Raw genomic sequence first — 24,244 nt, 5'->3', positions numbered from 1 at the left:
ATCAAATATTCCGGTTTTTTTCATTGAACCAAATGAGAGTAGCCATTCTACCTGTTTGTGACTCTCGGCGATAGGAATAAAAGTCATTTTTTTGTTCAAATGTACATAAATTTGACTGATAAACAGACATGATGCCCAAACTGTTTAACATATATTCTGCGAGTTTTGGTAAATTCGCATGCCATTTGTCACCTTTAGCGCGGAATGCCTCCGGTGTGTAAGCATGGCTGTTTTGAAAGGCCGTTAAAACGTCAGCTCCTACCTCGAAGCAGTCTTGGCAAATAGCAGGTCCTATCCAGCCTATCAGTTGAGACGGGTGACTTAGCATTTTACTGACAGTATTTTCAATCACCCCATTTGCCAATCCTCGCCATCCGGCATGGATTGCGGCTACTTCATCACCTCTTTGGCTGCAAAGTAAAATTGGCAGGCAATCTGCGGTCATAATAGCCAGAGTATGCTGTGCGCTGCGGGTAATCGCTGCATCAGCAGTGCGATTAGTGTCTTCTTCAACAATAATGCAGGTATTGCCGTGTACCTGCTCTAACCATTCCGGATCTGTGGGTAGATTGAGTTCTGTTTTTAATTGCTCACGATTTAAACGAACATGAGATGGATCATCACCTACATGTAAAGCAAGGTTGTTGCTGGCGAAGGTTAATTTGCTGTGCCCTGTATTTCTCAGGGTTGTCAGGGCATGCACATTGGGAGGAGAAGACCAGTTAGCGTGTATATTAGTCAAGATGAGTTTCCAGCATTTCCAGAAGTAATTGAAAATCATCCGGTAAAGGCGCTTCAAATGTCAATTCTTCTTCGGTTTCAGGATGAAGGAAAGACAACCTGAAAGCATGAAGTGCCTGACGTTGGAATTGACTTAGCGTCTCCCTTAACTCTTGCGAGACTTTAGCCGGAAATCGCAGTCTTCCACCATATAATGGATCACCAACAACAGGGTGGTTAATATGAGCCATATGAACACGAATCTGGTGTGTACGCCCAGTTAAAAGATTAACATTAAGAAGTGTAAAGTCGTGGTATTGCTTGCGTATCGAATAATGAGTAATGGCTTCCCGCCCCTGGGTACAAACTGCCATTTTCAATCGATTCCTTGGGTGTCTGCCATAAAATGTGTTTATTTCACCGCCTGAGATAAGATGCCCATAGACTAATGTAATATATTGTCTGTGAATTTCGCGAGCCTGCATTTGTCTTATCAGGCTGGTATGTGCAGTCAAGGTTTTGGCAATTACCAATAGGCCGGTAGTATCTTTATCCAATCTATGAACAATTCCTGCCCGAGGCAAATGTTGTGACTGAGGCGCATGATATAGAAGGGCATTGACCAACGTATGCTCACGATTGCCTGCTCCTGGATGGACGACAAGCCCTGCCGGTTTATTAATAACCAATAATTGTTCATCTTCGTAAATAATATTCAGAGGAATGGCCTCAGGAAGTGAGAGCGTTTGTTCTGTTATTTCAGAGGAAGTGATCGCTATATCAATTTCATCGCCGCCAAAGACTTTCTCTTTGGGTTTACATTCTCGCTGATTCAAGGTTATGGCTCCCTTTTTTAACCAGTTAGTTAATTGGGAGCGGGAATAGGCCGGAAATAGCTGTGCAAGTACCACATCGACACGTTGTCCGTGATACTCACGCGGGACAATAATTTGTTTGGAAATTAATTCACTCATTCAGCGACAAGCTCATCCACTAGCCTTCCTCGCAGCGAATTTGGTAATGCTTCAGTGATATGCACATTAACAAATCTGCCGATCAACGCAGGAGTTCCATCAAAATTTACTACCCGGTTGCATTCAGTTCGCCCAGCCAGCTGCTGAGAGTTCTTTTTAGATGTGCCGGTAACCAGGATACGTTGAGTGCTGTCTGTCATTGATTGGCTATAACGTGCTGCTTGTAAGAGAAGTCTGTTTTGCAGTATTTGCAACCGTTGCTTTTTTACTTCCATTGGCGTTTCATCTTCCAGGTTGGCAGCTGGGGTTCCAGGGCGTGGGCTATAAATGAAACTAAAAGAAGTATCGAAGCCAATTTCATGAACCAGATCCATGGTATCTTGAAAATCTTTTTCAGATTCGCCTGGAAAACCTACAATAATATCAGTTGAAAGACGGATATCCGGACGGACCTTACGTAATTTACGGATTTTTGATTTGAATTCCATCGCTGTATATCCACGTTTCATCATGCTAAGAATCTTATCAGAGCCACTCTGGACAGGGAGATGCAGATGGTTGGCAAGTTCAGGCACTTCAGCATATGCGTTAATTAAGTTATCAGAGAAGGCAAGGGGATGTGAGGTAGTAAAACGAATTCGCCCAATCCCATCAATGGCGGCCAAATAATGAATAAGTAACGCTAAATCAGCGATATCCCCATTGTTCATTGGACCTCGATAATCGTTAACGTTTTGTCCGAGGAGATTAATTTCCCTGACTCCTTGCTCTGCCAACTGATAACACTCTGCCAAAACATCATCAAAAGGCCGACTAATTTCTTCTCCTCTCGTGTAAGGGACAACACAATAACTGCAGTACTTGCTGCACCCTTCCATGATAGATACAAAAGCAACGGGGCCTTCGGCACGAGGGGCCGGAAGGTGATCAAACTTTTCAATTTCTGGAAAGCTGATATCGACAATTGGTTTTTTGGTGCTTAATCGCTCATTCAACAATGCAGGTAGTCGATGGAGAGTCTGGGGACCAAAAACCAGATCAACAAAAGGAGCTCTTTTAATAATATCGGCGCCTTCCTGACTGGCCACACAACCCCCAACACCTATAACGACATGGGGATTTTTCTGCTTAAACTCTCGCCATTGTCCTAATTGAGAGAATACTTTTTCCTGGGCTTTTTCGCGAATTGAACAGGTATTTAGCAAAATAACATCTGCTTCTTCAACTTGTTCCGTTTTTTCCAAGCCATGGGAATGTAACAAGACTTCAGCCATTTTAGATGAATCATATTCATTCATCTGGCAACCGTTGGTTTTGATATAGAGTTTTTTCGCCATAATCTTATCTACTGTTAAAAACTTGTTTATTACGCTATCCGCTGCACAGGATGGCAATACGTTTCTTTAATACGGGGTAAAATTAATAAAGACATTAAAATGCACGCCGGTAATAAAGCCAAGGCAACATGGTAAGCTTCCAGAGGGTAAGCCCGTACATTATTAATTATCTGGCCTTGCCACATCTTGTCCAGGATATAACCTATAATGGGCTGGGCAAGTGCGATGCCAACCATGTTCATCATATTCATAAAGCTTAAACCGGTTGCTACATATCGTTTGCTGCATAACTCCTTAGCAACAGCAAATGCAGGAAGAAACCCGGCAGAAAACAAACCGAAAGCAAGCAATAGCAGCTGCATTATCCAACCAGACTGAATATTTAAATAGATAAATCCCAGGGATGTCATCAATGCACCGACGCTCCCTATATACATGGGAGGTTTACGTAAGCCGATACGGTTGGAAATAATTCCCCACAGAGGACTGGCTATCGCCCAGCCGACAAAAACCAGGGAAATATAGTTTGCAGCAGTCGTTTTTGCAAGATCCATTTTGAACATTAAAAAGGGAACACCCCATAATCCACAAAATACCGGCGTTGTCATATACATTAACCCGCCATAAGCGGCGACCAGCCATAATTGCCTGTTTCTTATAATAGTCAGCAAGCTGGCTAACACAGGCTCCTCTTCATGTACGTGACTCTCATGGGTTTTGCCTGGGGAATCTTTGGCAATTGTTGTAATTAATATTGCCAGCACGATTCCGACGCAACCCATGATAATCATGCTATGCCGCCAGCCAAAGTTGTCAATTAATAACGCTAAAGGAGCTTCTCCGCCAATTGCTCCCAGCATGCCAATTGTGACCATCATTCCTGTTAACAAAGCAAAGCGTTGGGCAGGAAACCAGTTGGCTGCCAATTTCATTGTACCAACCGCAGCAAACGCTGAGCCGAAACCAATCATTAAACGGGCCAGACAAGCCATAATAAAACTGTCAGTAAGACCAAAGAAAATTGTGCTGACAGCACAAATCGAAGTCGCTATTGTTAACAGGCGTTGAGGTCCAAAATAATCCATCAATACACCGCCAGGTAATTGCATGGCAGCATAAGAGTAAAAATAAACGCCTGACAAAATACCAAGCGTCTGGCTGGTGACGCTAAAATCATGCATAAGTTCAGAGCTCATAACACTGGGTGATACTTGAAGCAAACATTCGTAGAAATAGAATAGACAGCCCAGACCCCATACGATCCAGGGTAACAGGTATTTAAGGCGGGTATTATTAGGGGAGGCAGGTTGCGTGCTGCTTAAATCCATCGATTGTTTAACTCCTGAACTTTGAAATCAAGGTGACTATTGCAATTCGACAATCATGCAAGAAGCCAAATTAAAAATATTATCATCTTGATTACTTATTGTCTATTCTGTATCTAAAGTAAGGGGGTTATGACTTTCAAGGAAAAACCGCAGTTTTAATCGCCGCCAAATTAATATCATTAGTGGTAAATCTAAAATTAACATGATAGTTTATTGGAACCCAGTGGACAAAAGTTTCTAACTTACAATAACCTAGCTTTTTCAGGTGGACAGTACCGCTGCTGATCATTTCTGATGTATTACCATTTTTGAGGGTGGTTATATGATTGTAGAAATTCTATCAAGAGTACAGTTCGCTTTCAGCATAGGGTTCCATATTCTTTTCCCAACGCTTAATTTGGGTCTGGCGATATTCCTGGTTATCATGGAAGGCGTATGGCTTAAAACGCAAAAAAACATTTACTTAAAAATCTGTAAGTTCTGGACGAAGATTTTTGCGTTGACTTTCGGTATGGGCGTGGTCTCAGGCATCGTTTTAGCTTATCAAATAGGAACTAACTTCGGGCCTTTCATCACTCGTTTTGGAAATGTTCTGGGTGCCTTGTTTGCTTATGAGACGCTGACTGCTTTTTTCCTTGAAGCCGGGTTTTTGGGCGTGATGCTATTTGGTTGGAATAAAGTGCCCCGAAATTTACATTTTTTAGCGACTTTACTGGTGGCAATAGGCACCACAATTTCTGCTTTCTGGATTTTATCGGCTAATTCCTGGATGCAGGTACCGTCCGGATATGAAATAGAAAACGGGCAATATATTGTTTCCAGTTGGTGGGATGCTCTGTTTAATCCTGTTTTTATTCCTCGAATGATTCATATGTTATTGGCCTCTTATACAACCACCTCTTTTGTGATAGCGGCTGTTTCCAGCTATTTTCTTCTGAAAAACAGGCACATTGATGTGGCTCAGAAATGTCTTTCCTTTGCCATGTGGGCTGCATTAATTGTGGTTCCTGCCCAGATGTATATGGGGGATACTGTGGGACTCGCTGTGCATCAATATCAGCCGCTTAAAACTGCCGCGATGGAAGGGGTTTGGGAAACACAGCGTGGGGCGCCATTTTTGATCTTTGCATGGCCGTCTCAGGTAGAACAGAAAAATAATTACACCCTGGAGATCCCTAAACTGGCAAGTCTACTTAATACCCATGAGCTGGAAGGGGAGATGATTGGCTTGAAATCAGTAAGCCGAGCTGACCAGCCTTTGGTTGCTCCGGTCTTTTTTTCTTTCAGAATCATGGTAGGCATAGGGCTATTAATGTTAGCTACGACGTTGATTGCTTTATTTCTGCGTTTTCGCCAAACATTTTACACTTCAAGAAAATTTCATCAATTATGCCTTTTTATGGCTCCTTTGGGATTTGTGGCGACTATTGCCGGGTGGTTAACTGCTGAAATAGGACGTCAGCCATGGGTAGTCTACAATCTGATGCGAACAAAAGAGGCTGTGTCTGCGATAGGAATGGAAGAAGTGATTATTTCGTTGACACTTTTAATCCTTGCTTATGGGATTGTCTTTAGTTTTTATCTCTATTACCTGATGAAAACTATCCGTCGCGGACCGATGGCAAGCCATGAAGTTGAGCATCATTCATTCCAATATATGACAGACAACAGGGGAGAAAAAAAATAATGCTTCCTTTTATATTTGCAGGCATCTTAGCCTTCATTATCATAATGTATGTTATTTTGGACGGTTTTGATTTAGGGATCGGTATTTTATTTCCTTTCACGGAAAGTGAGCGTGAACGGGATCAAATGATGAACTCTATTGCGCCTGTGTGGGATGGCAATGAGACCTGGCTGGTTTTTGGTGGCGCCATGTTATATGGTGCGTTTCCTATTGTATATGGCTTATTGCTTCCTATCCTTTATATGCCTCTGATGCTGATGTTAATTGCGTTAATTTTCAGAGGAGTCTGTTTTGAATTTCGTTTCAAGGCAGAGCGAACCAAACCTTTATGGAACTGGTCATTTGCTATCAGTTCTATTGCTGCTGCCTTTTTTCAGGGAGTGGTACTGGGGTGTTTTGTTCAAGGGTTTCCAATTGATAAAGGGGCATTGACGATTAATGAGACCGATTGGCTAACACCATTCAGTCTGCTTACAGGGATCGCGTTAATATGTGGTTACGGCTTATTGGGTGCTACCTGGATGATTATAAAAAGTGAGTCCCAATTACAGAGGAAAATGAGGCATCTTGCAAAGGGACTATTGGTATTGGTGAGTATTTTTTTGGTTTTTGTGAGCATTTGGACCCCCTTGCACAACCCTGAAATATTTAGTCGCTGGTATAGCTTTCCCAATATGCTGCTTTTATCTCCTTTGCCTCTTGTTACAGCGTTTATGATTGTATTAACATGGAAAAATTTATCAAAAAATCATGAGGTTAAACCTTTTTTTTATAGTATCATTATATTCCTGTGTTCTTATACAGGAATTGCAATTAGCGTTTACCCTTATTTGATTCCTCATGAAATTACAATTTGGGAAGGGGCTGCTCCTGATTCCACGTTAATCTTCATTTTGGTGGGTGTTGTTATTATATTGCCGATTTTATTAGCTTATACCAGTTATGCCTATCATGTATTTCGTGGTAAATCACAGGAAGGTTACCATTAACAAAATTAGATTATGACAGTTTTCAAATAGTTGAATAGGACTAATATGTGGTATTCTAGGCGCGCTGTACATTTATCTTTTAACGAAGCGACGTTTTGATCAAATTAATCTCAATTTGCAGTTGATAAAAATAAGTGTACAGAGTCTGAGCCTCTCAAAATTGGGGCTACCAAATTTAAGGCGTCGAGAGGTAAATGAGAAGAGATTCGTCTATCTGATAGGCTGATAATACCGTTGTTGATTAGATTTTTGAGGCATAAAGCTTATGCATACCGGGGCAGTTTTTTATACCATATTTTTAATTTTTGCAGGCGCAGCTGTATTTTCAACTATAGTTTTATATACCAAGCAATCTCTACTTGTTGCGTATATTTTATTGGGTGCTGCTCTAGGTCCATGGGGGTTAAGGCTGGTTTCAGATATCAGCGTAGTCCAGCAGGTAGGAGATATTGGCATCGTATTTCTGCTTTTCTTGTTAGGTCTGCATCTCCAGCCTCAAAACCTCGTGCATATGCTAAGAAAAATAACCTGGATTGCTATCGTAAGTTCAGTGTTATTTGCCGTTATTGCCTACCTGATAGGGCGTTGGTTCGGCTTGAGCGTTACCGAGTCGATGATTTTGGGGGCGGCAATGATGTTTTCAAGTACCATCATTGGATTAAAGCTGTTACCCACAACAATTTTGCATCATCAACATACTGGTGAGGTCATGATAAGTGTTCTCCTGATGCAAGACGTTATTGCTATTATTGTGTTAATTCTTATTAACGGCGCACAGGGGGCGGGTTTTTCCTGGAATGATTTGATTTTGGTAGGACTTGCTTTACCCGGACTCACGCTTTTTGGGTTCGCCGTAGAACGGTATGTTCTTGTAAAATTACTGGCTCGTTTTGATAGAACTCAGGAGTATGTTTTTCTGCTGTCAATTGGCTGGTGCTTGGGAATGTCATTTCTTGCACAGAAGCTCGGATTATCTGAAGATATAGGGGCTTTTGTAGCGGGTGTAGCTTTGGCGTCGAGTCCCATTTCTCTTTATATAGCCGAAAGCCTGAAACCTTTGCGCGATTTTTTTCTGGTAATGTTTTTCTTTTCAATTGGTGCTACCTTTAATTTTAGTTTTGGAGCCCAGGTGGTCATACCAGCTTGTATATTGGCGTTTTTAATGTTACTGATTAAGCCACTACTATTTAATTTTCTATTATCAAGGGCGGGTGAAAAAAAACCTGTAGCGAGGGAAGTCGGTTTACGTTTAGGTCAGGCAAGCGAATTTTCTCTTTTGGTGGCAAGTATTGCATTAAGCACCAGGCTAATTTCGGAAGTGGCGGCAAATCTTATACAAGCCACAACTATTCTGACCTTTATTGTTTCCTCTTACCTGGTTGTGTTGAAGTACCCGACACCAATCGCTTTGTCTGATAAAATGCGTAAGGATTAGAAATGAAATTATTAGTTATCGTCCTTTGTTTATTGAGCGAACGTTTTTTGATTCATAGGATATCTCATAGTCGATTTCATTGGTTTTCGTCTTATTTTACCGGCATTAGTCAGAGATTGCCAAAAACTGAAATCTCTTTATTCAGTGAAATTTTTATTTTATCTGCTGTTGTATTGCCGTTGCTCTTGCTGACCTGGTTGGTGTTGGCTATTTTGGGTCATTGGCTGTTTGGATTCGTTGGTTTGTTACTCCATTTAGTAATTTTTTATTATTGCCTTGGTCCTGAAAATCCTTTTTATCCTGTTAGAGAGGGTGAAGAAGGTGAGGATGAAGTAATAACTGGTAATTATTTTGCAAAAGTTAACGGTGGGCTTTTCGCTGTAATTTTCTGGTATATAGCAGCTGGTCCTTTGGGGGTTCTTGTTTACCGCTTGATTTCTCTATCCAGAACACAATCATTAACTACCAGGCTTGCTCAGATGCTTACAGATCTCCTTGATTGGGTTCCTGCAAGGCTTACTGTGCTTCTTTATTTGTTGGTGGGCAATTTTCAAAAAGGAATACGCTTTTGGATAGGGATGTTTTTTGCCTCGCCTGATAAAAATTATTTATTGCTTAGTCAGGGAGGACTGCTTGCCGCCAAAACGGATGAAATGGAAGTCATACAAATGCCTTATGCAGAAAATCTTGTAGAATATGCGTTAATAGTTTACTTGGTTTTCCTGGCATTATTTACTTTGGTTGCCTGGTTATAAGTTGTATACACAGGGGCGGTCAGAGTTTCTTAAAACGGAATTTAATAACAAACTGATGAATTAATTATGATTAAAATTATTACGTTGCTTTTAGCGAGTGTTTTTCTTGTTTCCTGTATTCATACCATGACGGTTCAGGAAAAGAATAAAATAGCTGCCTGTCAGGTATCTTGTCAAAACAAGGCCGCTAGTTGCAAGCAGGCTTGTCGTAATAATTGCCCTCAATGCTGTTCTTTTTCTAATAAATCAGCGATAAAAAAATACAACCATTATAAACATGAGGTTTGTGTTAAAGGAGAATTTCTCACACTTCAGTTGAATTCCTTCCGTGATCCACTACAATGCCGCAAAACTACTTGTAATTGCCAGGCGGATTATCAGGTTTGCATGCAGGCTTGTAGTGGAATGGTTTATAAAAGCCTGCGAGTTGCGCCAGGTTGCCGCTGAGATCCTGAAATAATGAGGAACATTCATGTTATATGAAAATAGTAACGATATCGATCCAACTGAAACACGTGAATGGCTAGATGCCTTGCAGGCTGTGCTTTCCACTGATGGGAATGAGCGTGCTGCATTTCTTTTGCAGGAGCTTGTGAAAAAGGCCGGTGCGGAAGGTGTGAAGCTCGGAAGCTCAATTAATACTCCTTATCGCAATACAATTAAACCATATGAAGAAAAACTGATGCCCCCCGATGAAGGCATTGGCAAACGGATCAGTGCATTGATTCGTTGGAATGCGGTGGCTATGGTTTTGAGAGCAGGTAAATATGCCCCTGAGTTGGGAGGGCATATTGCTTCTTATGCTTCCTCATCGACCTTGTATGAAACAGGATTTAATTATTTTTTTAAGGGAGCGGAAGGAAACAATGGTGGGGATTTGGTTTATTTTCAAGGACATTCTTCACCTGGAATTTATGCGCGCGCATTTCTTGAAGGCAGGCTGACAGAGCAACAACTGGATAAGTTCAGGCAAGAAGTAGAGGTGAATGGGCTTTCATCTTATCCTCATCCCTGGCTTATGGGGGACTTCTGGCAATTTCCTACTGTTTCCATGGGGTTAGGCCCTCTACAGGCTATTTATCAGGCACGATTCCTTAAGTATCTTGAAAACCGCGGTTTAATCCAGGCGCAAGGACGTAAAGTCTGGGCATTTCTTGGTGATGGTGAAATGGATGAACCTGAATCAGTAGGTGCTTTAACAATTGCTGCCAGGGAAAAACTGGATAATTTAATTTTTGTAGTTAACTGTAATTTACAGCGTCTTGATGGGCCGGTACGGGGTAACGGCAAAATTATCCAGGAGCTTGAAGGATTATTCCGCGGTGCTGGCTGGAATGTCATCAAAGTGATATGGGGCGGACGTTGGGATCCATTATTTGCACGTGATGACAAAGGAATCATGCAAAAGCGGATGGAAGAATGTGTGGACGGTGACTATCAGGCTTATAAAGCAAATGATGGTGCTTATGTTCGCGAGCATTTTTTTGGCCAATACCCAGAGCTTAAAAAAATGGTCGAAAATATGACTGATGAGGAAATATGGCGCTTAAATCGTGGAGGCCATGATCCGCAAAAAGTGTATGCTGCCTATGCCCAGGCTGTTGAGCACCAAGGAAGTCCTACGATAATTCTTGCTAAAACAATCAAGGGTTATGGTATGGGAGCTGCTGGTGAAGGTCAAAACATTACACATCAACAGAAGAAAATGTCTATTGAGCAGTTACGGGCATTCAGAGACCGATTTAGTATTCCTGTTAGCGACGACAAAATAACAGAAATTCCATTCTATCGTCCCGATGATCAAAGTCCGGAAATTCAGTATTTGCGAAAACAGCGAGAGGCGTTGGGTGGCTATTTGCCAGCGCGTACCAGTAAGTTTGAACCTCTAACAATTCCAGCGTTATCCGCTTTTTCAGCCTTGCTCCAAAGTACAGGAGAGCGCGAAATCTCTACAACGATGGCTTTTGTACGCCTCCTTTCTGTTTTACTTAAAGATAAAGCGCTGGGAGCGAGAATTGTTCCCATTGTTCCAGATGAATGCCGTACCTTCGGGATGGAAGGTTTGTTCCGCCAAATTGGTATCTATTCACCAGTAGGGCAGTTATATACGCCTGTTGATCACGAGCAGGTGATGTATTATCGCGAAGCTAAAGATGGCCAAATTCTGGAAGAAGGAATTAATGAAGCAGGTGCGTTTTGCTCATGGATAGCGGCTGCTACCTCCTATAGTTCCAATAAATTGGCAATGATTCCTTTCTATATTTATTACTCTATGTTTGGTTTCCAGCGTATTGGTGATTTGGCTTGGGCTGCTGGTGATATGCAGGCTCGCGGCTTTTTATTAGGGGGTACTGCAGGTCGAACGACTTTGGCTGGCGAAGGTCTACAGCATCAAGACGGCCATAGTCTTATCATGGCCTCGACTATTCCTAACTGCGTTGCTTATGATCCGACCTATGCTTATGAATTGGCGGTGATTATCCAGCATGGTTTGTATCGGATGTATGAAAAGCAAGATAATGTTTTTTATTACATTACCGTTATGAATGAAAATTATTCTCATCCTGAGATGCCGGCAGGCGTGGAAGAAGGCATTATAAAAGGGATGTATTTATTGCAAAAAAGCGATAAGCAAGGCAAACACCATGTTCAATTAATGGGTAGCGGCACCATCCTGCGAGAAGTCATTACTGCAGCAAAAATGCTTAAGGAAGACTTTAAGGTAACTGCAGATATTTGGAGTGTGACAAGTTTTAATGAATTAAGACGAGATGGGTTAGATGTCGAACGGCATAATCGCATGCATCCTGAGAGTACTCCTGGGCAAAGTTATGTCAGTAAACTGCTTACTGGCCGAAAGGGACCGGTGATTGCCGCAACGGATTATATGCGTATCTATGCTGAACAAATTAGACCCTTTATCTCTGCGCCGTTTACTACGTTGGGGACGGATGGTTATGGCCGTAGCGACACACGTCAGCGCTTGCGCCATTTCTTTGAAGTTGATGCCAAATTTATTGTTTTAGCTGCATTAGATGCCCTGGTTCAACAAGGCGAGTTACCTAAATCAATAATAATTGATGCAATGAAACGTTATGGTATTGATAGTGATAAACCCAATCCTGTAACACATTAATTGATTAAGGTTTTTAATAGGCAGTCCTTGCTAATACCGCAAGGAGCTTGTGAGGATAAATGCATGGCAGAAGAGATTAAAATAAAAGTCCCCGATATTGGTGGTGCAACGAATGTTGATGTGATTGAAGTATTAGTCAACAGAGGGGATGAAATAAGCAAGGATACTCCGCTTATTACCCTGGAGTCAGATAAGGCGAGTATGGAGATTCCTGCACCTGAGTCTGGAAAGGTTGTAGACATACAAGTCAAAATTGGAGATAAAGTTTCTGAGGGTGATGTTATTTTAACTTTACTGGTAGAAGCAACTAAGAAAAGCAGTTCAGAGCCCAGGCAATCTGATAGAGAAAAAGAAGGTACTGAAAAATCAAAAGCCAGGGAAGAAAGCGCAGAAAAACCTGTCGTGTCCAAATCGATGGAAGTGCGGGTTCCTGATATAGGTGGGGCAACGGACGTTGATGTGATTGAGATTTTGGTCACGGTCGGAGAAGCAGTTAGCAAAGATCAATCGCTTATTACTCTGGAGGGTGATAAGGCAACCATGGATATTCCCTCTCCTGTTGCTGGGGTAATCGAAAAGATTGCTGTCGGCGTAGGGGATAAAGTTTCCCAGAATTCACTTATCCTTATCATGAGTGCAGAGCAGCCTGCTGAGGAAGTATCAGCATTGCCCTCTGCGCAACCTGCAGCTGCACAGGTAGAGTCTGTAGAAAAAGCAGAAACGAAGCAACCTGTTGCAGCGCCTGCTAATTATCAGGAGAGTGTTGGCACAACTATTTCTGCCGGTCCTGCTGTACGACGTATGGCCAGGGAGTTTGGTATTAACCTCGCTGATATCAGGGGAACTGGGCGAAAATCAAGGATTACCAAAGAAGATCTTCAGCTGTATGTAAAAAACAAATTAAGTGAAAAAGAAACTACAGGCGGTTTTTCATTCCCGGCTGCACCAACTATTGATTTTAGTAAATTTGGTGAAATCGAGACCAAACCTTTAAATAAAATTAAAAGGTTAACGGGTGTAAATGTTCATCGTTCATGGATTACGATTCCTCATGTGACTCAATTTGATGAAGCTGACATTACTGAATTGGAAGCATTCAGAAAAACAGAAACGGAAAAAGCGAAAGAGGGTTATAAGTTAACAATTCTTGCTTTCGTAACCAAGGTTGTTAGTAAAGCTTTAGCCGTGTATCCACAATTCAATGCTTCTCTTGATTCAAGCGGTGAAAATTTAATATATAAACATTATTACCACGTTGGTATTGCTGTGGAAACGCCAAATGGCCTGGTGGTACCGGTTATTCGTGATGTTGATCAATTGTCAGTTAGTGATATTGCAAGAGAAATGGGACGATTAAGCGCCAAAGCGCGTGACAAAGGATTGATGCCGGCTGATATGACTGGTGGCTGTTTTACGATTTCCAGCTTGGGTGGTATTGGTGGAACAGCGTTTACCCCAATTGTAAATAGCCCTGAGGTTGCTATTTTGGGGCTTTCACGATCGAGCATAAAGCCTGTATATGAAAAAGGTGAGTTTAAACCGCGGCTGATGTTACCTTTGTCGTTATCTTATGATCATCGTGTTATTGATGGTGCAGAAGCTGCCCGATTTACCCGTTTTATAGCGGATTCACTTGCGGATATCCGGCGGATTTTATTGTGAATAACGAAGGGTTGCTCCCAAATTAGTAAAATATAAATAATTAAGAGGCGTGAGATGAGTGGAATTAAAGCAGAAGTAGTTGTATTGGGTAGTGGACCAGGTGGATATACCGCAGCGTTTCGTGCGGCTGACCTGGGAAAAAAAGTGGTACTTGTTGAGCGCTTCGATAATTTAGGCGGAGTTTGCTTAAATGTAGGTTGTATTCCTTCAAAAGCGTTGCTTCATATTGCCAAGGTTGTTGATGAAACCCATGAAATGGCAGAGCAAGGTGTGACTTTTGGCAAGCCAAAACTGGATAATAAAAAATTGGTCGCCTGGAAAAATTCTGTTGTCAATAAACTCACTGGGGGTTTAAAAGCCTTAGCCAGGCAACGAAAAGTAGAAGTAGTAACCGGAACTGCCAGGTTTTCCGGAACTCATCAGATTAGTGTGGAAGGAAAAGAGGGTGTTGTTACTGTCGATTTTGAAAATGCCATCATTGCTGTAGGAAGTGAATCGATAAAATTACCATTTATTCCTGAAGACCCACGTATTTTCAGTTCTACCGGGGCTTTGGAGTTGGCTGATATTAAAGGTAGCCTCTTGGTACTAGGCGGTGGGATTATTGGTTTGGAAATGGCAACAGTCTATTCGGCGATGGGTGTTGAGGTAACTGTCGTTGAGTTCATGGATCAATTAATGCCTGGAGCTGATGCCGACTTAGTGAATGTTCTGCAGAAAAGAATGGCTAAAAAAGGTGTCAAGTTCTTGCTGAAAACAAAGGTTACCGCAGTAGAAGCAAAAAAAGAGGGTATTTATGTCTCTATGGAGGGGGAGCATGCAACTGACAAACCGCTTTGCTTTCAGCAAGTATTGTTGTCAGTGGGAAGAAAACCAAATGGAGGCGCTATTGATGCAGAGAAAGCTGGCGTTAATGTTGATGAGCGTGGCTTTATAAAAGTTGACAAGCAAATGCGAACCAATGTATCTCATATTTACGCTATTGGTGATGTGGTTGGACAACCTATGTTGGCTCACAAAGCAATTCCAGAAGGCCGGGTAGCAGCCGAAGTAATAGCGGGGATGAAGCATTACTTTGATCCTAAATGTATTGCCAGTGTTGCTTATACTGATCCTGAAGTAGCCTGGGCTGGTCTTACAGAGAAAGAGGCCAAGGAAAAGGGTATTGCCTATGAGAAAGGGGTTTTTCCTTGGGTAGCCAGTGGACGGGCTTTAAGTATGGGACGTGAAGAAGGCATGACCAAACTTTTATTCTGTCCGGAAACAAAGCGTATTCTTGGAGCTGGAATCGTTGGGGTGAATGCTGGTGATTTGATTGCCGAGGCTGCATTAGCAATTGAAATGGGTTGTGATGTAGAAGATATCGCCTTAACTATTCATCCTCATCCTACCTTGTCTGAGTCTATTGCTTTAGCTGCGGAAGTCTTTGAAGGGACTATTACTGACTTATATCTGCCTAAGAAGAAAAAAGATAAATAGACGAAGCTTCTAAAGTCTTTTAACTCCATACGCCATCCATTGCTTCGCTCGGAATGGCGTATGGAGTTAGTTTTTGTGCTCCATCCAGGCTACCATTAACCGCAGTTTTAATCACACCCTCCATCCGATATTAAATTGCGTTTACTTCAAAACACTCCCTCACCCGCACAAGGAATTTTAATAGTATGATGGCTTTCGCCTAAGTCGAGCCTTGATCATCCGAACTTTGATTATTTTAAATGGATTTCCATAGGAGTTGACCTATTTTTCTTGGCTCCCTTTTGGATAACATGGATTTTTACACATCTTGATTAATTAAAATATATACAAAAAGGCAGATATTTTGCTATCATAGCTGCCTGTGAAAGTTTAACCTTTTTGGAAAGAGATATGGCTAATTTTGAATACCTGGAAGATATTTTAAAGATGGATTTTTCCCAGATGCGAGCATGGTCGACTTCTTCAGGAGAGATGAGGGCTACGGATGACGCTATTTTCTTTTTTGTCACTAACTTAAATATGTTTTTTAATCAATTTGACAGCAAGCCTTCTGAAGAAGAGAAAAATAAATATCGTAGTTGCCTTGAACAATTGGTTAAAAAAATTAATGAAAGCGAATATGAATATTTTAAGAAGAAGTATTCTAATGATCCTGATTATAAGGATGTATCCGAGAAAGAAATTGAAGAATTGGCTAAAGATAGCGGTTACATTAGCTCTATTTACAATATCCCAGCAAGAATGCAATTTTGGGCAAGAGCCGAAGAGCGGGGGGATTCAATAAGAAATGCTGAAGCACATAGGAAGGTTGTCAGCAATCTGAATAAGTGGTCAAGGTCTTTGCAGTCTAAAAGATCATTTTTTGCAGATTACAGTCAGACAGAGATTGAGGAATCACCTACTCAAGCACCCAAGCGCCTTAAGCTGGGCAATTAGAAGACTATCACGGGAAGGGCATTTTTTGATATTAAAAAAGGCTCCAAACCTTTAAAACTGGAACGGATCGCTGCGGTGATTTTCTTTTTTACGTACGGTGCCGTCTTTGGCATGGATATACAAGGCGGCTCCCGTACTTTGACTCATCTTGCGAGCGGCATCGATTGCGTCTTTTTGTTTCTCAAAGTACTGAGCATTACCTGACTCATGCTCTCGTTTCACTTCCCAGCCACCTGCTTTAGCAGGAATAACATGATAATCGCCATATTTTCTCATTTTGCCAATTCCTTTCGCTATTTATTTTAATTTTAGTCAACAGTGAATGGGAATATAACGATTTAGAGTTTTTAGTGTCAGAAATTATTTCTGGTACAATTGATTATTAATGAAAAACAGGATTTCTTATGTTCAATTTTACGGGAACTTACACTGACAAGTATCAGCTTACTATGGCTCAAACGTATTTTATGAAAGGTCAGAAAGAGCATACTGCTATTTTTGATTATTTTTTTCGTAAGCTGCCGTTTGAGGGTGGCTATGCTGTTTTTGCCGGCCTGCAAGTGTTACTCGAAGCACTTGAAAACCTGCGTTTTGACAAGGCAGACATTGATTATCTCTATGGACAAGGTTTTAATCCTGAATTTCTTGACTATTTAAAGGGTTTTCGTTTTCAAGGAAACATTTTTTCTTTTCAAGAAGGAGAGATTGTCTTTCCTGCTTGCCCGGTACTAACCGTTGAAGCGACCTTAATTGAGGCTCAACTTATTGAAACAATGTTGCTGAATTTATTGAATTTTCAAACACTGATTGCTACAAAAGCAAGTCGTATACGGCAGGCTGCCGGTAGTTGCCAGTTAATTGATTTTGGTTTGCGAAGGGCCCAAGGGCCTGGGGGCTATTATGCCAGCCGAGCGGCGATAATTGGTGGCTTTAATGCCACAAGTAATGTCTGTGTTGGTCGTGATTACGATATCCCTACTTCAGGTACTATGGCTCATTCGTTTGTACAAAGCTATGATACTGAATTATCTGCCTTTCGTGATTTTGCCCAAATTTGGCCTGATAACTGTATCTTACTTGTAGATACTTATAATACGTTGGAAAGTGGTGTTCCCAATGCCATTAAGGTAGGGAAAGAGTTAGCCAATCAGGGTTATCAATTACAAGGAATCCGGTTAGACAGCGGTGATTTGGCTTACTTATCCAAGAAAGCGCGGCAGATGCTGGATGATGCTGGAATGCAGCATGTAAAAATTGTAGCGTCTAACCAATTGGATGAATATGTGATTAAAAGTTTAATGGAGCAGCAGGCACCCATCGATGTTTTTGGTGTTGGTACCAATCTGGCTATAGGAAATCCTGATGCAGCATTGGATGGGGTATACAAGCTTGCTTTTTCTAATAACCAGCCACGTATCAAGCTTTCAGAGAATATCGCTAAAATTACATTGCCCTATAAAAAGCAAGCCTACCGAGTTCTGGAAAACAATGGATTTTATTTAGGGGCAGATGTCGTTGCCCTTGAAAACGAGCAGGATCCTCCTGTGATGTACCACCCTTTTGAGCAATCCAAGTCATTGATAATTAAAAATTATAAAAAAATGCCTTTATTGCGCAAGGTGATGGGAAATGGAGAATCCTTAGCTAAGGAAAAAAGCCTTTATGAGATAGCTCAACACAGCAAAGATTGTTTGAAAAGGCTGCCTGATGAGTATCAACGTTTTAGTAACCCGCATATTTATAAGGTAGGATTAAGTAAGCAGCTTAAAAATAAGCGAGATGAATTAATTCAACAACATCAAAATAAAGCATGAAAAGATTAGGGTCTACGCATGAAAATTAAAATAGAATTTAATGACACCGAACTGATCGATATTTCTACCTCCCGTGACTTGTTCACGGGATCCATAAATTTTCGAATGTCACTCGATTCCGCGGATAAACCGCGGAACGTAGAAGTCAAGAATTTTTTCATGCGTAGGCTCTAATGAAGACATTAATTATTATTGATGCTCAAAATGATTTTATGCCTGGTGGCTCTTTGGAAGTGCCAAATGGTGATGCTATTATCCCGGTAATTAATGCGTCATTGAATCAGTTTGATTTAGTCATAGCAACACAGGATTGGCATCCAGGGACTCATAATAGTTTTGCATCGAATCATGTGGGCAAGAAGCCTTTTGAAAAAATTATCCTGAATGGTCTGGAACAGGTACTTTGGCCTGATCATTGTGTACAAGGCACTGTTGGTGCTGAGTTCCATCCTGAACTTGAAACCCGGGCAATTGAAACTATTTTTCGCAAAGGAACTGATCCAATCATCGACAGTTATAGCGGCTTTTATGATAACGGACATTTAAAAAGTACAGGTTTGGCTGGCTATCTTCGTGAAAAAGAAGCGAGCGATCTTTATTTTGCCGGTTTATGTGCCGATATTTGTGTTTTTTACTCAATAAAAGATGCTTTAAAGGAAGGATTTAATTGTTGGCTAATCGAAGATGCGACTTGTCCGCTGAATAAAAATGAATATTCTCGTCTCAAAGCGGGTCTTTTAAAAGAGAGAGTCAAGATAATTAAAAGTAATCAATTGTAATCATTTTCCTGCTATAAGATTTCCTATACTTAAAAGAAATGTAAAGCTGGGGGTAATCTTATGAGTGCCGATAAGCAATCTGTAGAAAGTACTCATTATGATGTTGTTATTTCAGGTATGGGCATCGGCGGGTTGGTTTGTGCTTATGAAGCGGTCTGTGCTGGCAAAAAAAATATCCTTATCATAACCAATCGGGCAAATGATTTTGTCAGAACACAACGAACTGTGCTTAAAGTGGAGGTGGATTTATACGCTGATCATAACAGAATTTATTTGCAAGAAATGATTTCTGACACAAATCCCATAAAACAATTAGCAAAAGAATTATATCAAATCAATGATCGTGAAACGGTGGAATCAATTATTGCTACTATCAATAAGTCGATGGAAGAACGTCCTGAGTTAATTCTATCGTTAGTAATTCCCGAGGGTCATGAGGTAACGATAAAAGCATTACTGTCCCAGATACCCCATACAGCCGATAATATTCAAGATTTGAAAATGCTCTATAGTCTGGAAAAAGATGTTGCTGTTTCGTTAAAGGATATTGAACGTTACCTTAAACGAAGGGTGGATGAGGCTGCCGAAGAAAACAAAACAAATATAGATTGTCTTCAACATCATCAGCTTCAGACAGTTAACTTAACTGATGGTGTGGCAAGTGTTTCATCGCTTCAGGAGATAGACCAAGAAAAAATTGTTACCTTTACTTATCTGGTAGGCGCAGATGGAACCAGGCATCATGCATTGGATCTCGTAAATGCAGGATTTTCTCCCCCTTTGATCACACACAAAAAAGATGAGGTTGAATTTCATGAGCATAACGTCAGTGCTTATATTGTAGTAAAACGCAAGGATGGCTTACCTCTTGAATTACCAGAAATTTCTGAGCAATCAGGTGATGAAGAAATCAAAGCATTAAAAGAGTTCTATATAAGTAAAGACGGTGATTTGGTGTATATTTTTGGTATTGATAAATCATCTTATGCTAAATCCCATAATTTGTCATTTAAAACGAATTTTGTTGGTGAAGTGCCTGGTGGACTTATTGAACTTGATTCCGATCAAAGATTAACTTCTACCAGTAAAGAAAACATATTGGATAGCATTAAAGAAAAAATAACAAATGCGCTTGTTGAAGCAGGTATGAAAGAGGTGGAACTAGAGCTTTTAACGGTTAAACCCAGTAGAAAACATGGGGTTGCCAAGGATAAGGTAAAATTTTTATTCTTTCCTACCCATCTGGAGACGGCTGAAAAAAGTGCTGTCTGCGTAAATGGCCATTATTTCCTGCTTATTGGTGATGCTTATCGTTCTTCATTTTACCCGCTAGGGCATGGTGCTTATGATGCAATTAGCTATGGCAGATATACCCAAGAGGTATTTCAAAGCAATGCTATAGAAAGCTTTAATGAGGTTTGTGCAGAGATAGCGGATAAAATTCAAACGGATGTAAAAAAATTTCAAACTAAAAAAAGCGAGTATTTTGAAGAACACAAAGAAAATATCAGAGATGCTGAAATTTATTTGGCAAGCAATAAATTGTGAGCGAAGCCCTCAAGGACATTCCAGATAAGAATATGCCAGGAGATAAATTCGGTTTAATTTTGCACCGGTCCCTTAGTACCGGGATATAATTTCCAAGGAAAAACCGACGCCACCTGATACAACATGATCTTAAAATAATGATTTCTTTCAATAACCTTGCTATCAACTTGTGACCGTGGTAAAAATGCCATTGATAATATCAAGGAGTGAAATTTGATGTCCTATTCTCCAGGAAAGCACTTCCGATCGCTTATTCAAACTCATTCACCTCTACAGATTGTAGGAACTATTAATGCCTATTCGGCAATGTTAGCTGAGGAAGCGGGCTGTCAGGCAATTTACTTATCCGGTGCAGGCGTTGCGAATGCTTCTTATGGTTTACCCGATTTGGGAATGACCAGTCTACCTGAAGTGCTGGAGGATGCCAGACGTATTACAGAAGCCTGTTCTCTCCCGTTGCTAGTCGATGTAGACACCGGTTGGGGGCACGCATTTAATATGGGTAGAACGGTAAAACTAATGGAGCGCAGTGGGGTTGCTGCCATCCATATTGAAGATCAGGTTCTTGCCAAGCGTTGTGGCCATCGTCCTAACAAAGCAATTGTTCCAATACAGGAAATGGGGGACAGGATAAAAGCGGCTGTAGATGCACGAACTGACAAAGAGTTTGTTATTATGGCTCGCACCGATGCCTATGCGGTTGAGGGGATGAATGCTGCTGTTGAGCGAGCACAGCTTTGCATAGAATTGGGGGCTGATATGCTCTTTCCTGAAGCTATGACCACACTCACCGAGTATAAGGAATTTTGTCGGCATTTTAGTGTACCTGTGCTGGCTAATATCACTGAATTTGGGAAAACGCCATTATTTACCCGCGATGAACTTAAAGCGGTCGGTATTCAGCTGATTTTATATCCTCTTAGTGCGTTTAGAGCCATGTCGCAAGCAGCCTTGTTGGTTTATAAAACGATAATAGAGAATGGAACACAAAGGGAGTTGCTTGAGGATATGCAGACTCGCAATGATTTATACAAAATATTAGGGTATCACAATTACGAAAAAAAACTGGATCAATTGATGGAGGGTAAGGATGGTTAATAAGTCAGGAGCAGGATTGGCAGGCGTTGTTGCCGGGCAATCAGCCATAGCCACTGTGGGTCAAGCCGGTAAAGGTTTAAATTATCGCGGCTACTCTATTTACGATCTGGCGGAGCATGCAACATTTGAAGAAGTTGCCTATTTACTTCATTACGATCGACTGCCTACCCAAAAAGAACTTGATAATTATGTAAAAAAATTAGTTGGCATGCGTCAATTGCCTGACGCCTTAAAGCAGGTATTGAAATTAATTCCTAAGAATACGCATCCTATGGATGTATTAAGAACCGCCTGTTCAATGCTTGGAACACTTGAGCCAGAGGAAAATTTTTCTCAGCAGTATGATATTGCTGATCGTCTGCTGGCGTTATTCCCAGGGATAATGTGTTATTGGTATGCTTATCATTTTCTGGGAAAAGAAATTTCAGGAGAAACCGGTGAGCAGACTATCGGAGGGCATTTCCTGGCCTTGTTACATGATCGCAAGCCAACAAAACTTGAATGCGGTATGATGAATGTATCATTGATTCTTTATGCAGAACATGAATTCAACGCCTCAACTTTTGCTGCCCGGGTTACTGCGGCAACGCTATCTGACTTTTATTCAGCAATCACTACTGCCATAGGTACCTTGCGCGGCCCTTTACATGGTGGGGCAAATGAGGCCGCGATGGAGTTAATTCGCCAATTTAAAAGTGCAGATGAGGCCGAAGAACAGCTCATGAAAATGCTATCCCAAAAAGCAAAGATTATGGGATTTGGCCACCGGGTTTATACTGAGTCAGATCCACGTTCAGATATTATTAAGTCCTGGTCACGTAAATTGGCTGAGGCTCGGAATGACATGCTCCTTTATCATGTTTCAGAGCGTATTGAAGCGGTGATGCGCCGGGAGAAAAAATTGTTTCCCAATCTTGATTTTTACAGTGCCTCCGCTTATCACTTATGTGGTATTCCCACGTCTTTATTTACACCAATTTTTGTTATGTCACGGACTACTGGATGGTCTGCCCATATTTTTGAACAGCGAGCTGATAATCGTTTAATCCGGCCTACATCAGAATATATAGGACCTGAGCCCCAAAAATTCATTGCAATTAATGCGAGAGGTTAAGTATGCATGTTTCTGTGGAAGATAACATAAGACCTGATTATGATGCAGTGATTATAGACATTGCTGATTATGTTTTGAATAGTCCTGTTTCCAGTGTTGTTGCTTATGAAACAGCACGCCTCTGCCTGATGGATACCTTAGGTTGCGGCATGCTGGCACTTAATTTTCCTGAATGCACCAAATTGCTAGGCCCTGTGGTTCCAGGCGCTTTATTGCCGGGTGGTGCTCGAGTGCCTGGTACTTCTTATGAACTTGATCCTGTGCAAGCTGCATTCAATATTGGCACAATGATTAGATGGCTTGATTTTAATGATACCTGGCTGGCTGCTGAATGGGGCCATCCATCAGATAATTTAGGTGCTATTTTAGCCGTTGCCGATTACGTCAGCAGACAAAATTTGCAGCAAGGAAAGCCGGCGCTCAGTATGCATCAAGTATTGACCGCTATGATTAAGGCTCATGAAATTCAAGGTTGTCTCGCACTTGAAAATAGTTTTAATCGAGTAGGACTTGACCATGTATTTTTAGTCAAGATTGCCAGTGCTGCAGTGGCTGCTCAGCTACTGGGTGCCGACAGGGACAGAATGCTTCGCACGTTATCTCAGGTATTTGTGGATGGACAGAGTCTTAGAACCTATAGGCATGCCCCTAATGCAGGATCACGTAAATCCTGGGCGGCTGGTGATGCTACAGCACGTGCTGTTCGTCTTGCGCTTATTGCTGCTGCAGGAGAGATGGGGTATCCCAGTGCTTTAACTGCACCTACATGGGGCTTTTATGATGTATTGTTTAGAGGAAAACCATTCCAATTTCAGCGACCCTATGGCAGTTACGTGATGGAAAATATTTTATTTAAACTTTCTTATCCAGCGGAGTTTCATGCACAAACGGCGGTTGAGTGTGCTGTGTCGTTGCACCCGTTAGTAACAGAGCGGTTTAACGATATTGCTCGAATTGAATTGATTACTCATGAATCAGCAATTCGTATTATAAGTAAACAAGGGCCGTTGTATAATCCTGCTGATAGGGACCACTGCTTACAATACATGGTGGCAATCGGTTTGTTGCATGGTGATTTAAGGGCAGAGCATTATGAAGATATATCAGCAGCAGATCCGCGAATTGATCAGTTACGTGAAAAAATGCATGTTAGCGAGAACAAGCAATTTTCTGTCGATTATCTGGATCCTGAGAAACGCTCCATTGCTAATAGCATAAAATTAATTTTTAAAGATGGTACAGAATCACAACTGGTAACAGCAGAGTATCCTATTGGACACAGGAGGCGACGTGAGGAAGGTATTCCGGTTTTACTCGCCAAGTTCAAGCAAAATTTAGCGACTCGATACACAGCCGATCGGATAGACGCAATTATAACTGCGATGGAAGATACGGACACGTTGGCTGCATTGCCTGTAGTGGATTTCATGGCGCTTTGGCATGCTTAAGCAGT

General features: G+C 41.3%; 20 protein-coding genes. 15 read left to right on the top strand and 5 right to left on the bottom strand.

What is annotated here, in order from left to right:
- Position 1 precedes the first annotated feature (1 nt).
- Genes pgeF through E1O65_RS05915 form a run of 4 tightly spaced genes read right to left on the bottom strand, consistent with a single transcriptional unit; the run spans position 2 to position 4,359 of the window.
- Positions 2–742, bottom strand: a complete 741-nt coding sequence (gene pgeF / locus E1O65_RS05930; protein ID WP_133132677.1) for a peptidoglycan editing factor PgeF — start codon at positions 740–742, stop codon at positions 2–4.
- A complete protein-coding gene (gene rluD, locus E1O65_RS05925) occupies positions 735–1,694 on the bottom strand; it encodes a 23S rRNA pseudouridine(1911/1915/1917) synthase RluD (RefSeq protein WP_133132676.1) in 960 nt (319 codons plus the stop codon). The genes pgeF and rluD overlap by 8 nt, the downstream gene beginning before the upstream one ends.
- Positions 1,691–3,031, bottom strand: coding sequence for a tRNA (N6-isopentenyl adenosine(37)-C2)-methylthiotransferase MiaB (miaB, locus tag E1O65_RS05920; RefSeq protein ID WP_133132675.1), 1,341 nt, complete (start codon positions 3,029–3,031; stop codon positions 1,691–1,693). Before miaB ends, rluD begins: the two co-directional genes overlap by 4 nt.
- 29 nt (positions 3,032–3,060) lie before the next feature.
- Positions 3,061–4,359, bottom strand: a complete 1,299-nt coding sequence (locus E1O65_RS05915) for an MFS transporter (protein ID WP_133132674.1) — start codon at positions 4,357–4,359, stop codon at positions 3,061–3,063.
- A 322-nt stretch (positions 4,360–4,681) separates the two neighbouring features.
- On the opposite strand from E1O65_RS05915, the gene E1O65_RS05910 reads away from it, so the two are divergent.
- The 9 genes from E1O65_RS05910 (at position 4,682) to E1O65_RS05870 (ending at position 16,438) form a co-directional block, all read left to right on the top strand.
- Positions 4,682–6,046, top strand: coding sequence for a cytochrome ubiquinol oxidase subunit I (locus E1O65_RS05910; RefSeq protein ID WP_133132673.1), 1,365 nt, complete (start codon positions 4,682–4,684; stop codon positions 6,044–6,046).
- On the top strand, positions 6,046–7,035 hold the full coding sequence (gene cydB, locus E1O65_RS05905) for a cytochrome d ubiquinol oxidase subunit II (protein WP_133132672.1): 990 nt from the start codon (positions 6,046–6,048) through the stop codon (positions 7,033–7,035). The genes E1O65_RS05910 and cydB overlap by 1 nt, the downstream gene beginning before the upstream one ends.
- 265 nt (positions 7,036–7,300) lie before the next feature.
- Entirely contained in the window at positions 7,301–8,470 is a 1,170-nt protein-coding gene (locus E1O65_RS05900) for a cation:proton antiporter (RefSeq protein WP_133132671.1), read from the top strand.
- A gap of 2 nt (positions 8,471–8,472) precedes the next feature.
- Complete coding sequence (gene ampE, locus E1O65_RS05895) at positions 8,473–9,225, top strand: regulatory signaling modulator protein AmpE (RefSeq protein WP_133132670.1); 753 nt, start codon at positions 8,473–8,475, stop codon at positions 9,223–9,225.
- Positions 9,226–9,291: 66 nt separating this feature from the next.
- Positions 9,292–9,672, top strand: coding sequence for an acyltransferase (locus tag E1O65_RS05890; RefSeq protein WP_133132669.1), 381 nt, complete (start codon positions 9,292–9,294; stop codon positions 9,670–9,672).
- Positions 9,673–9,697: 25 nt separating this feature from the next.
- Positions 9,698–12,361: a pyruvate dehydrogenase (acetyl-transferring), homodimeric type gene (aceE, locus tag E1O65_RS05885; RefSeq protein ID WP_133132668.1), complete on the top strand. Its 2,664-nt coding sequence runs from the start codon at positions 9,698–9,700 to the stop codon at positions 12,359–12,361.
- Between the two features lie 63 nt (positions 12,362–12,424).
- Positions 12,425–14,023, top strand: coding sequence for a dihydrolipoyllysine-residue acetyltransferase (gene aceF, locus E1O65_RS05880; protein ID WP_133132667.1), 1,599 nt, complete (start codon positions 12,425–12,427; stop codon positions 14,021–14,023).
- 54 nt (positions 14,024–14,077) lie between these two features.
- Positions 14,078–15,502, top strand: a complete 1,425-nt coding sequence (gene lpdA, locus E1O65_RS05875; RefSeq protein ID WP_133132666.1) for a dihydrolipoyl dehydrogenase — start codon at positions 14,078–14,080, stop codon at positions 15,500–15,502.
- A gap of 390 nt (positions 15,503–15,892) precedes the next feature.
- Entirely contained in the window at positions 15,893–16,438 is a 546-nt protein-coding gene (locus E1O65_RS05870) for a hypothetical protein (RefSeq protein ID WP_133132665.1), read from the top strand.
- Positions 16,439–16,489: 51 nt separating this feature from the next.
- Here E1O65_RS05870 and E1O65_RS05865 read toward each other — a convergent pair whose 3' ends face one another.
- Positions 16,490–16,714, bottom strand: coding sequence for a DUF2188 domain-containing protein (locus E1O65_RS05865; protein WP_133132664.1), 225 nt, complete (start codon positions 16,712–16,714; stop codon positions 16,490–16,492).
- 128 nt (positions 16,715–16,842) lie between these two features.
- On the opposite strand from E1O65_RS05865, the gene E1O65_RS05860 reads away from it, so the two are divergent.
- From E1O65_RS05860 to E1O65_RS05835, 6 genes are all read left to right on the top strand, one after another.
- Complete coding sequence (locus E1O65_RS05860) at positions 16,843–18,252, top strand: nicotinate phosphoribosyltransferase (RefSeq protein WP_133132663.1); 1,410 nt, start codon at positions 16,843–16,845, stop codon at positions 18,250–18,252.
- A 173-nt stretch (positions 18,253–18,425) separates the two neighbouring features.
- Positions 18,426–19,031: a bifunctional nicotinamidase/pyrazinamidase gene (gene pncA / locus E1O65_RS05855; protein ID WP_133132662.1), complete on the top strand. Its 606-nt coding sequence runs from the start codon at positions 18,426–18,428 to the stop codon at positions 19,029–19,031.
- Between the two features lie 60 nt (positions 19,032–19,091).
- A complete protein-coding gene (locus E1O65_RS05850) occupies positions 19,092–20,579 on the top strand; it encodes a hypothetical protein (RefSeq protein WP_133132661.1) in 1,488 nt (495 codons plus the stop codon).
- Between the two features lie 216 nt (positions 20,580–20,795).
- Positions 20,796–21,677 (top strand): methylisocitrate lyase, encoded by an 882-nt coding sequence (gene prpB / locus E1O65_RS05845; protein WP_133132660.1) that lies wholly within the window; start codon positions 20,796–20,798, stop codon positions 21,675–21,677.
- The gene (prpC, locus tag E1O65_RS05840; RefSeq protein ID WP_133132659.1) at positions 21,670–22,791 is read left to right on the top strand and encodes a 2-methylcitrate synthase; all 1,122 of its coding nucleotides are present in this window, start codon (positions 21,670–21,672) and stop codon (positions 22,789–22,791) included. The genes prpB and prpC overlap by 8 nt, the downstream gene beginning before the upstream one ends.
- A 2-nt stretch (positions 22,792–22,793) precedes the next feature.
- Positions 22,794–24,239: a bifunctional 2-methylcitrate dehydratase/aconitate hydratase gene (locus E1O65_RS05835; protein WP_133132658.1), complete on the top strand. Its 1,446-nt coding sequence runs from the start codon at positions 22,794–22,796 to the stop codon at positions 24,237–24,239.
- Positions 24,240–24,244 lie beyond the last annotated feature (5 nt).

The sequence above is a fragment of the Legionella sp. W10-070 genome, from assembly GCF_900640175.1.
Lineage (GTDB): Bacteria > Pseudomonadota > Gammaproteobacteria > Legionellales > Legionellaceae > Tatlockia.
Note: the sequence above shows the minus strand (reverse complement) of the source record. Positions and strands in the feature narration are given on the sequence as shown.

What these genes read in the sequence shown, in the direction of transcription:
- rluD (WP_133132676.1), bottom strand. Translation starts at nt 1,694, where the DNA reads ATGAGTGAATTAATTTCCAAACAAATTATTGTCCCGCGTGAGTATCAC.
- miaB (WP_133132675.1), bottom strand. Translation starts at nt 3,031, where the DNA reads ATGGCGAAAAAACTCTATATCAAAACCAACGGTTGCCAGATGAATGAA.
- E1O65_RS05915 (WP_133132674.1), bottom strand. Translation starts at nt 4,359, where the DNA reads ATGGATTTAAGCAGCACGCAACCTGCCTCCCCTAATAATACCCGCCTT.
- E1O65_RS05910 (WP_133132673.1), top strand. Translation starts at nt 4,682, where the DNA reads ATGATTGTAGAAATTCTATCAAGAGTACAGTTCGCTTTCAGCATAGGG.
- cydB (WP_133132672.1), top strand. Translation starts at nt 6,046, where the DNA reads ATGCTTCCTTTTATATTTGCAGGCATCTTAGCCTTCATTATCATAATG.
- E1O65_RS05900 (WP_133132671.1), top strand. Translation starts at nt 7,301, where the DNA reads ATGCATACCGGGGCAGTTTTTTATACCATATTTTTAATTTTTGCAGGC.
- ampE (WP_133132670.1), top strand. Translation starts at nt 8,473, where the DNA reads ATGAAATTATTAGTTATCGTCCTTTGTTTATTGAGCGAACGTTTTTTG.
- E1O65_RS05890 (WP_133132669.1), top strand. Translation starts at nt 9,292, where the DNA reads ATGATTAAAATTATTACGTTGCTTTTAGCGAGTGTTTTTCTTGTTTCC.
- aceE (WP_133132668.1), top strand. Translation starts at nt 9,698, where the DNA reads ATGTTATATGAAAATAGTAACGATATCGATCCAACTGAAACACGTGAA.
- aceF (WP_133132667.1), top strand. Translation starts at nt 12,425, where the DNA reads ATGGCAGAAGAGATTAAAATAAAAGTCCCCGATATTGGTGGTGCAACG.
- lpdA (WP_133132666.1), top strand. Translation starts at nt 14,078, where the DNA reads ATGAGTGGAATTAAAGCAGAAGTAGTTGTATTGGGTAGTGGACCAGGT.
- E1O65_RS05870 (WP_133132665.1), top strand. Translation starts at nt 15,893, where the DNA reads ATGGCTAATTTTGAATACCTGGAAGATATTTTAAAGATGGATTTTTCC.
- E1O65_RS05865 (WP_133132664.1), bottom strand. Translation starts at nt 16,714, where the DNA reads ATGAGAAAATATGGCGATTATCATGTTATTCCTGCTAAAGCAGGTGGC.
- E1O65_RS05860 (WP_133132663.1), top strand. Translation starts at nt 16,843, where the DNA reads ATGTTCAATTTTACGGGAACTTACACTGACAAGTATCAGCTTACTATG.
- pncA (WP_133132662.1), top strand. Translation starts at nt 18,426, where the DNA reads ATGAAGACATTAATTATTATTGATGCTCAAAATGATTTTATGCCTGGT.
- E1O65_RS05850 (WP_133132661.1), top strand. Translation starts at nt 19,092, where the DNA reads ATGAGTGCCGATAAGCAATCTGTAGAAAGTACTCATTATGATGTTGTT.
- prpB (WP_133132660.1), top strand. Translation starts at nt 20,796, where the DNA reads ATGTCCTATTCTCCAGGAAAGCACTTCCGATCGCTTATTCAAACTCAT.
- prpC (WP_133132659.1), top strand. Translation starts at nt 21,670, where the DNA reads ATGGTTAATAAGTCAGGAGCAGGATTGGCAGGCGTTGTTGCCGGGCAA.
- E1O65_RS05835 (WP_133132658.1), top strand. Translation starts at nt 22,794, where the DNA reads ATGCATGTTTCTGTGGAAGATAACATAAGACCTGATTATGATGCAGTG.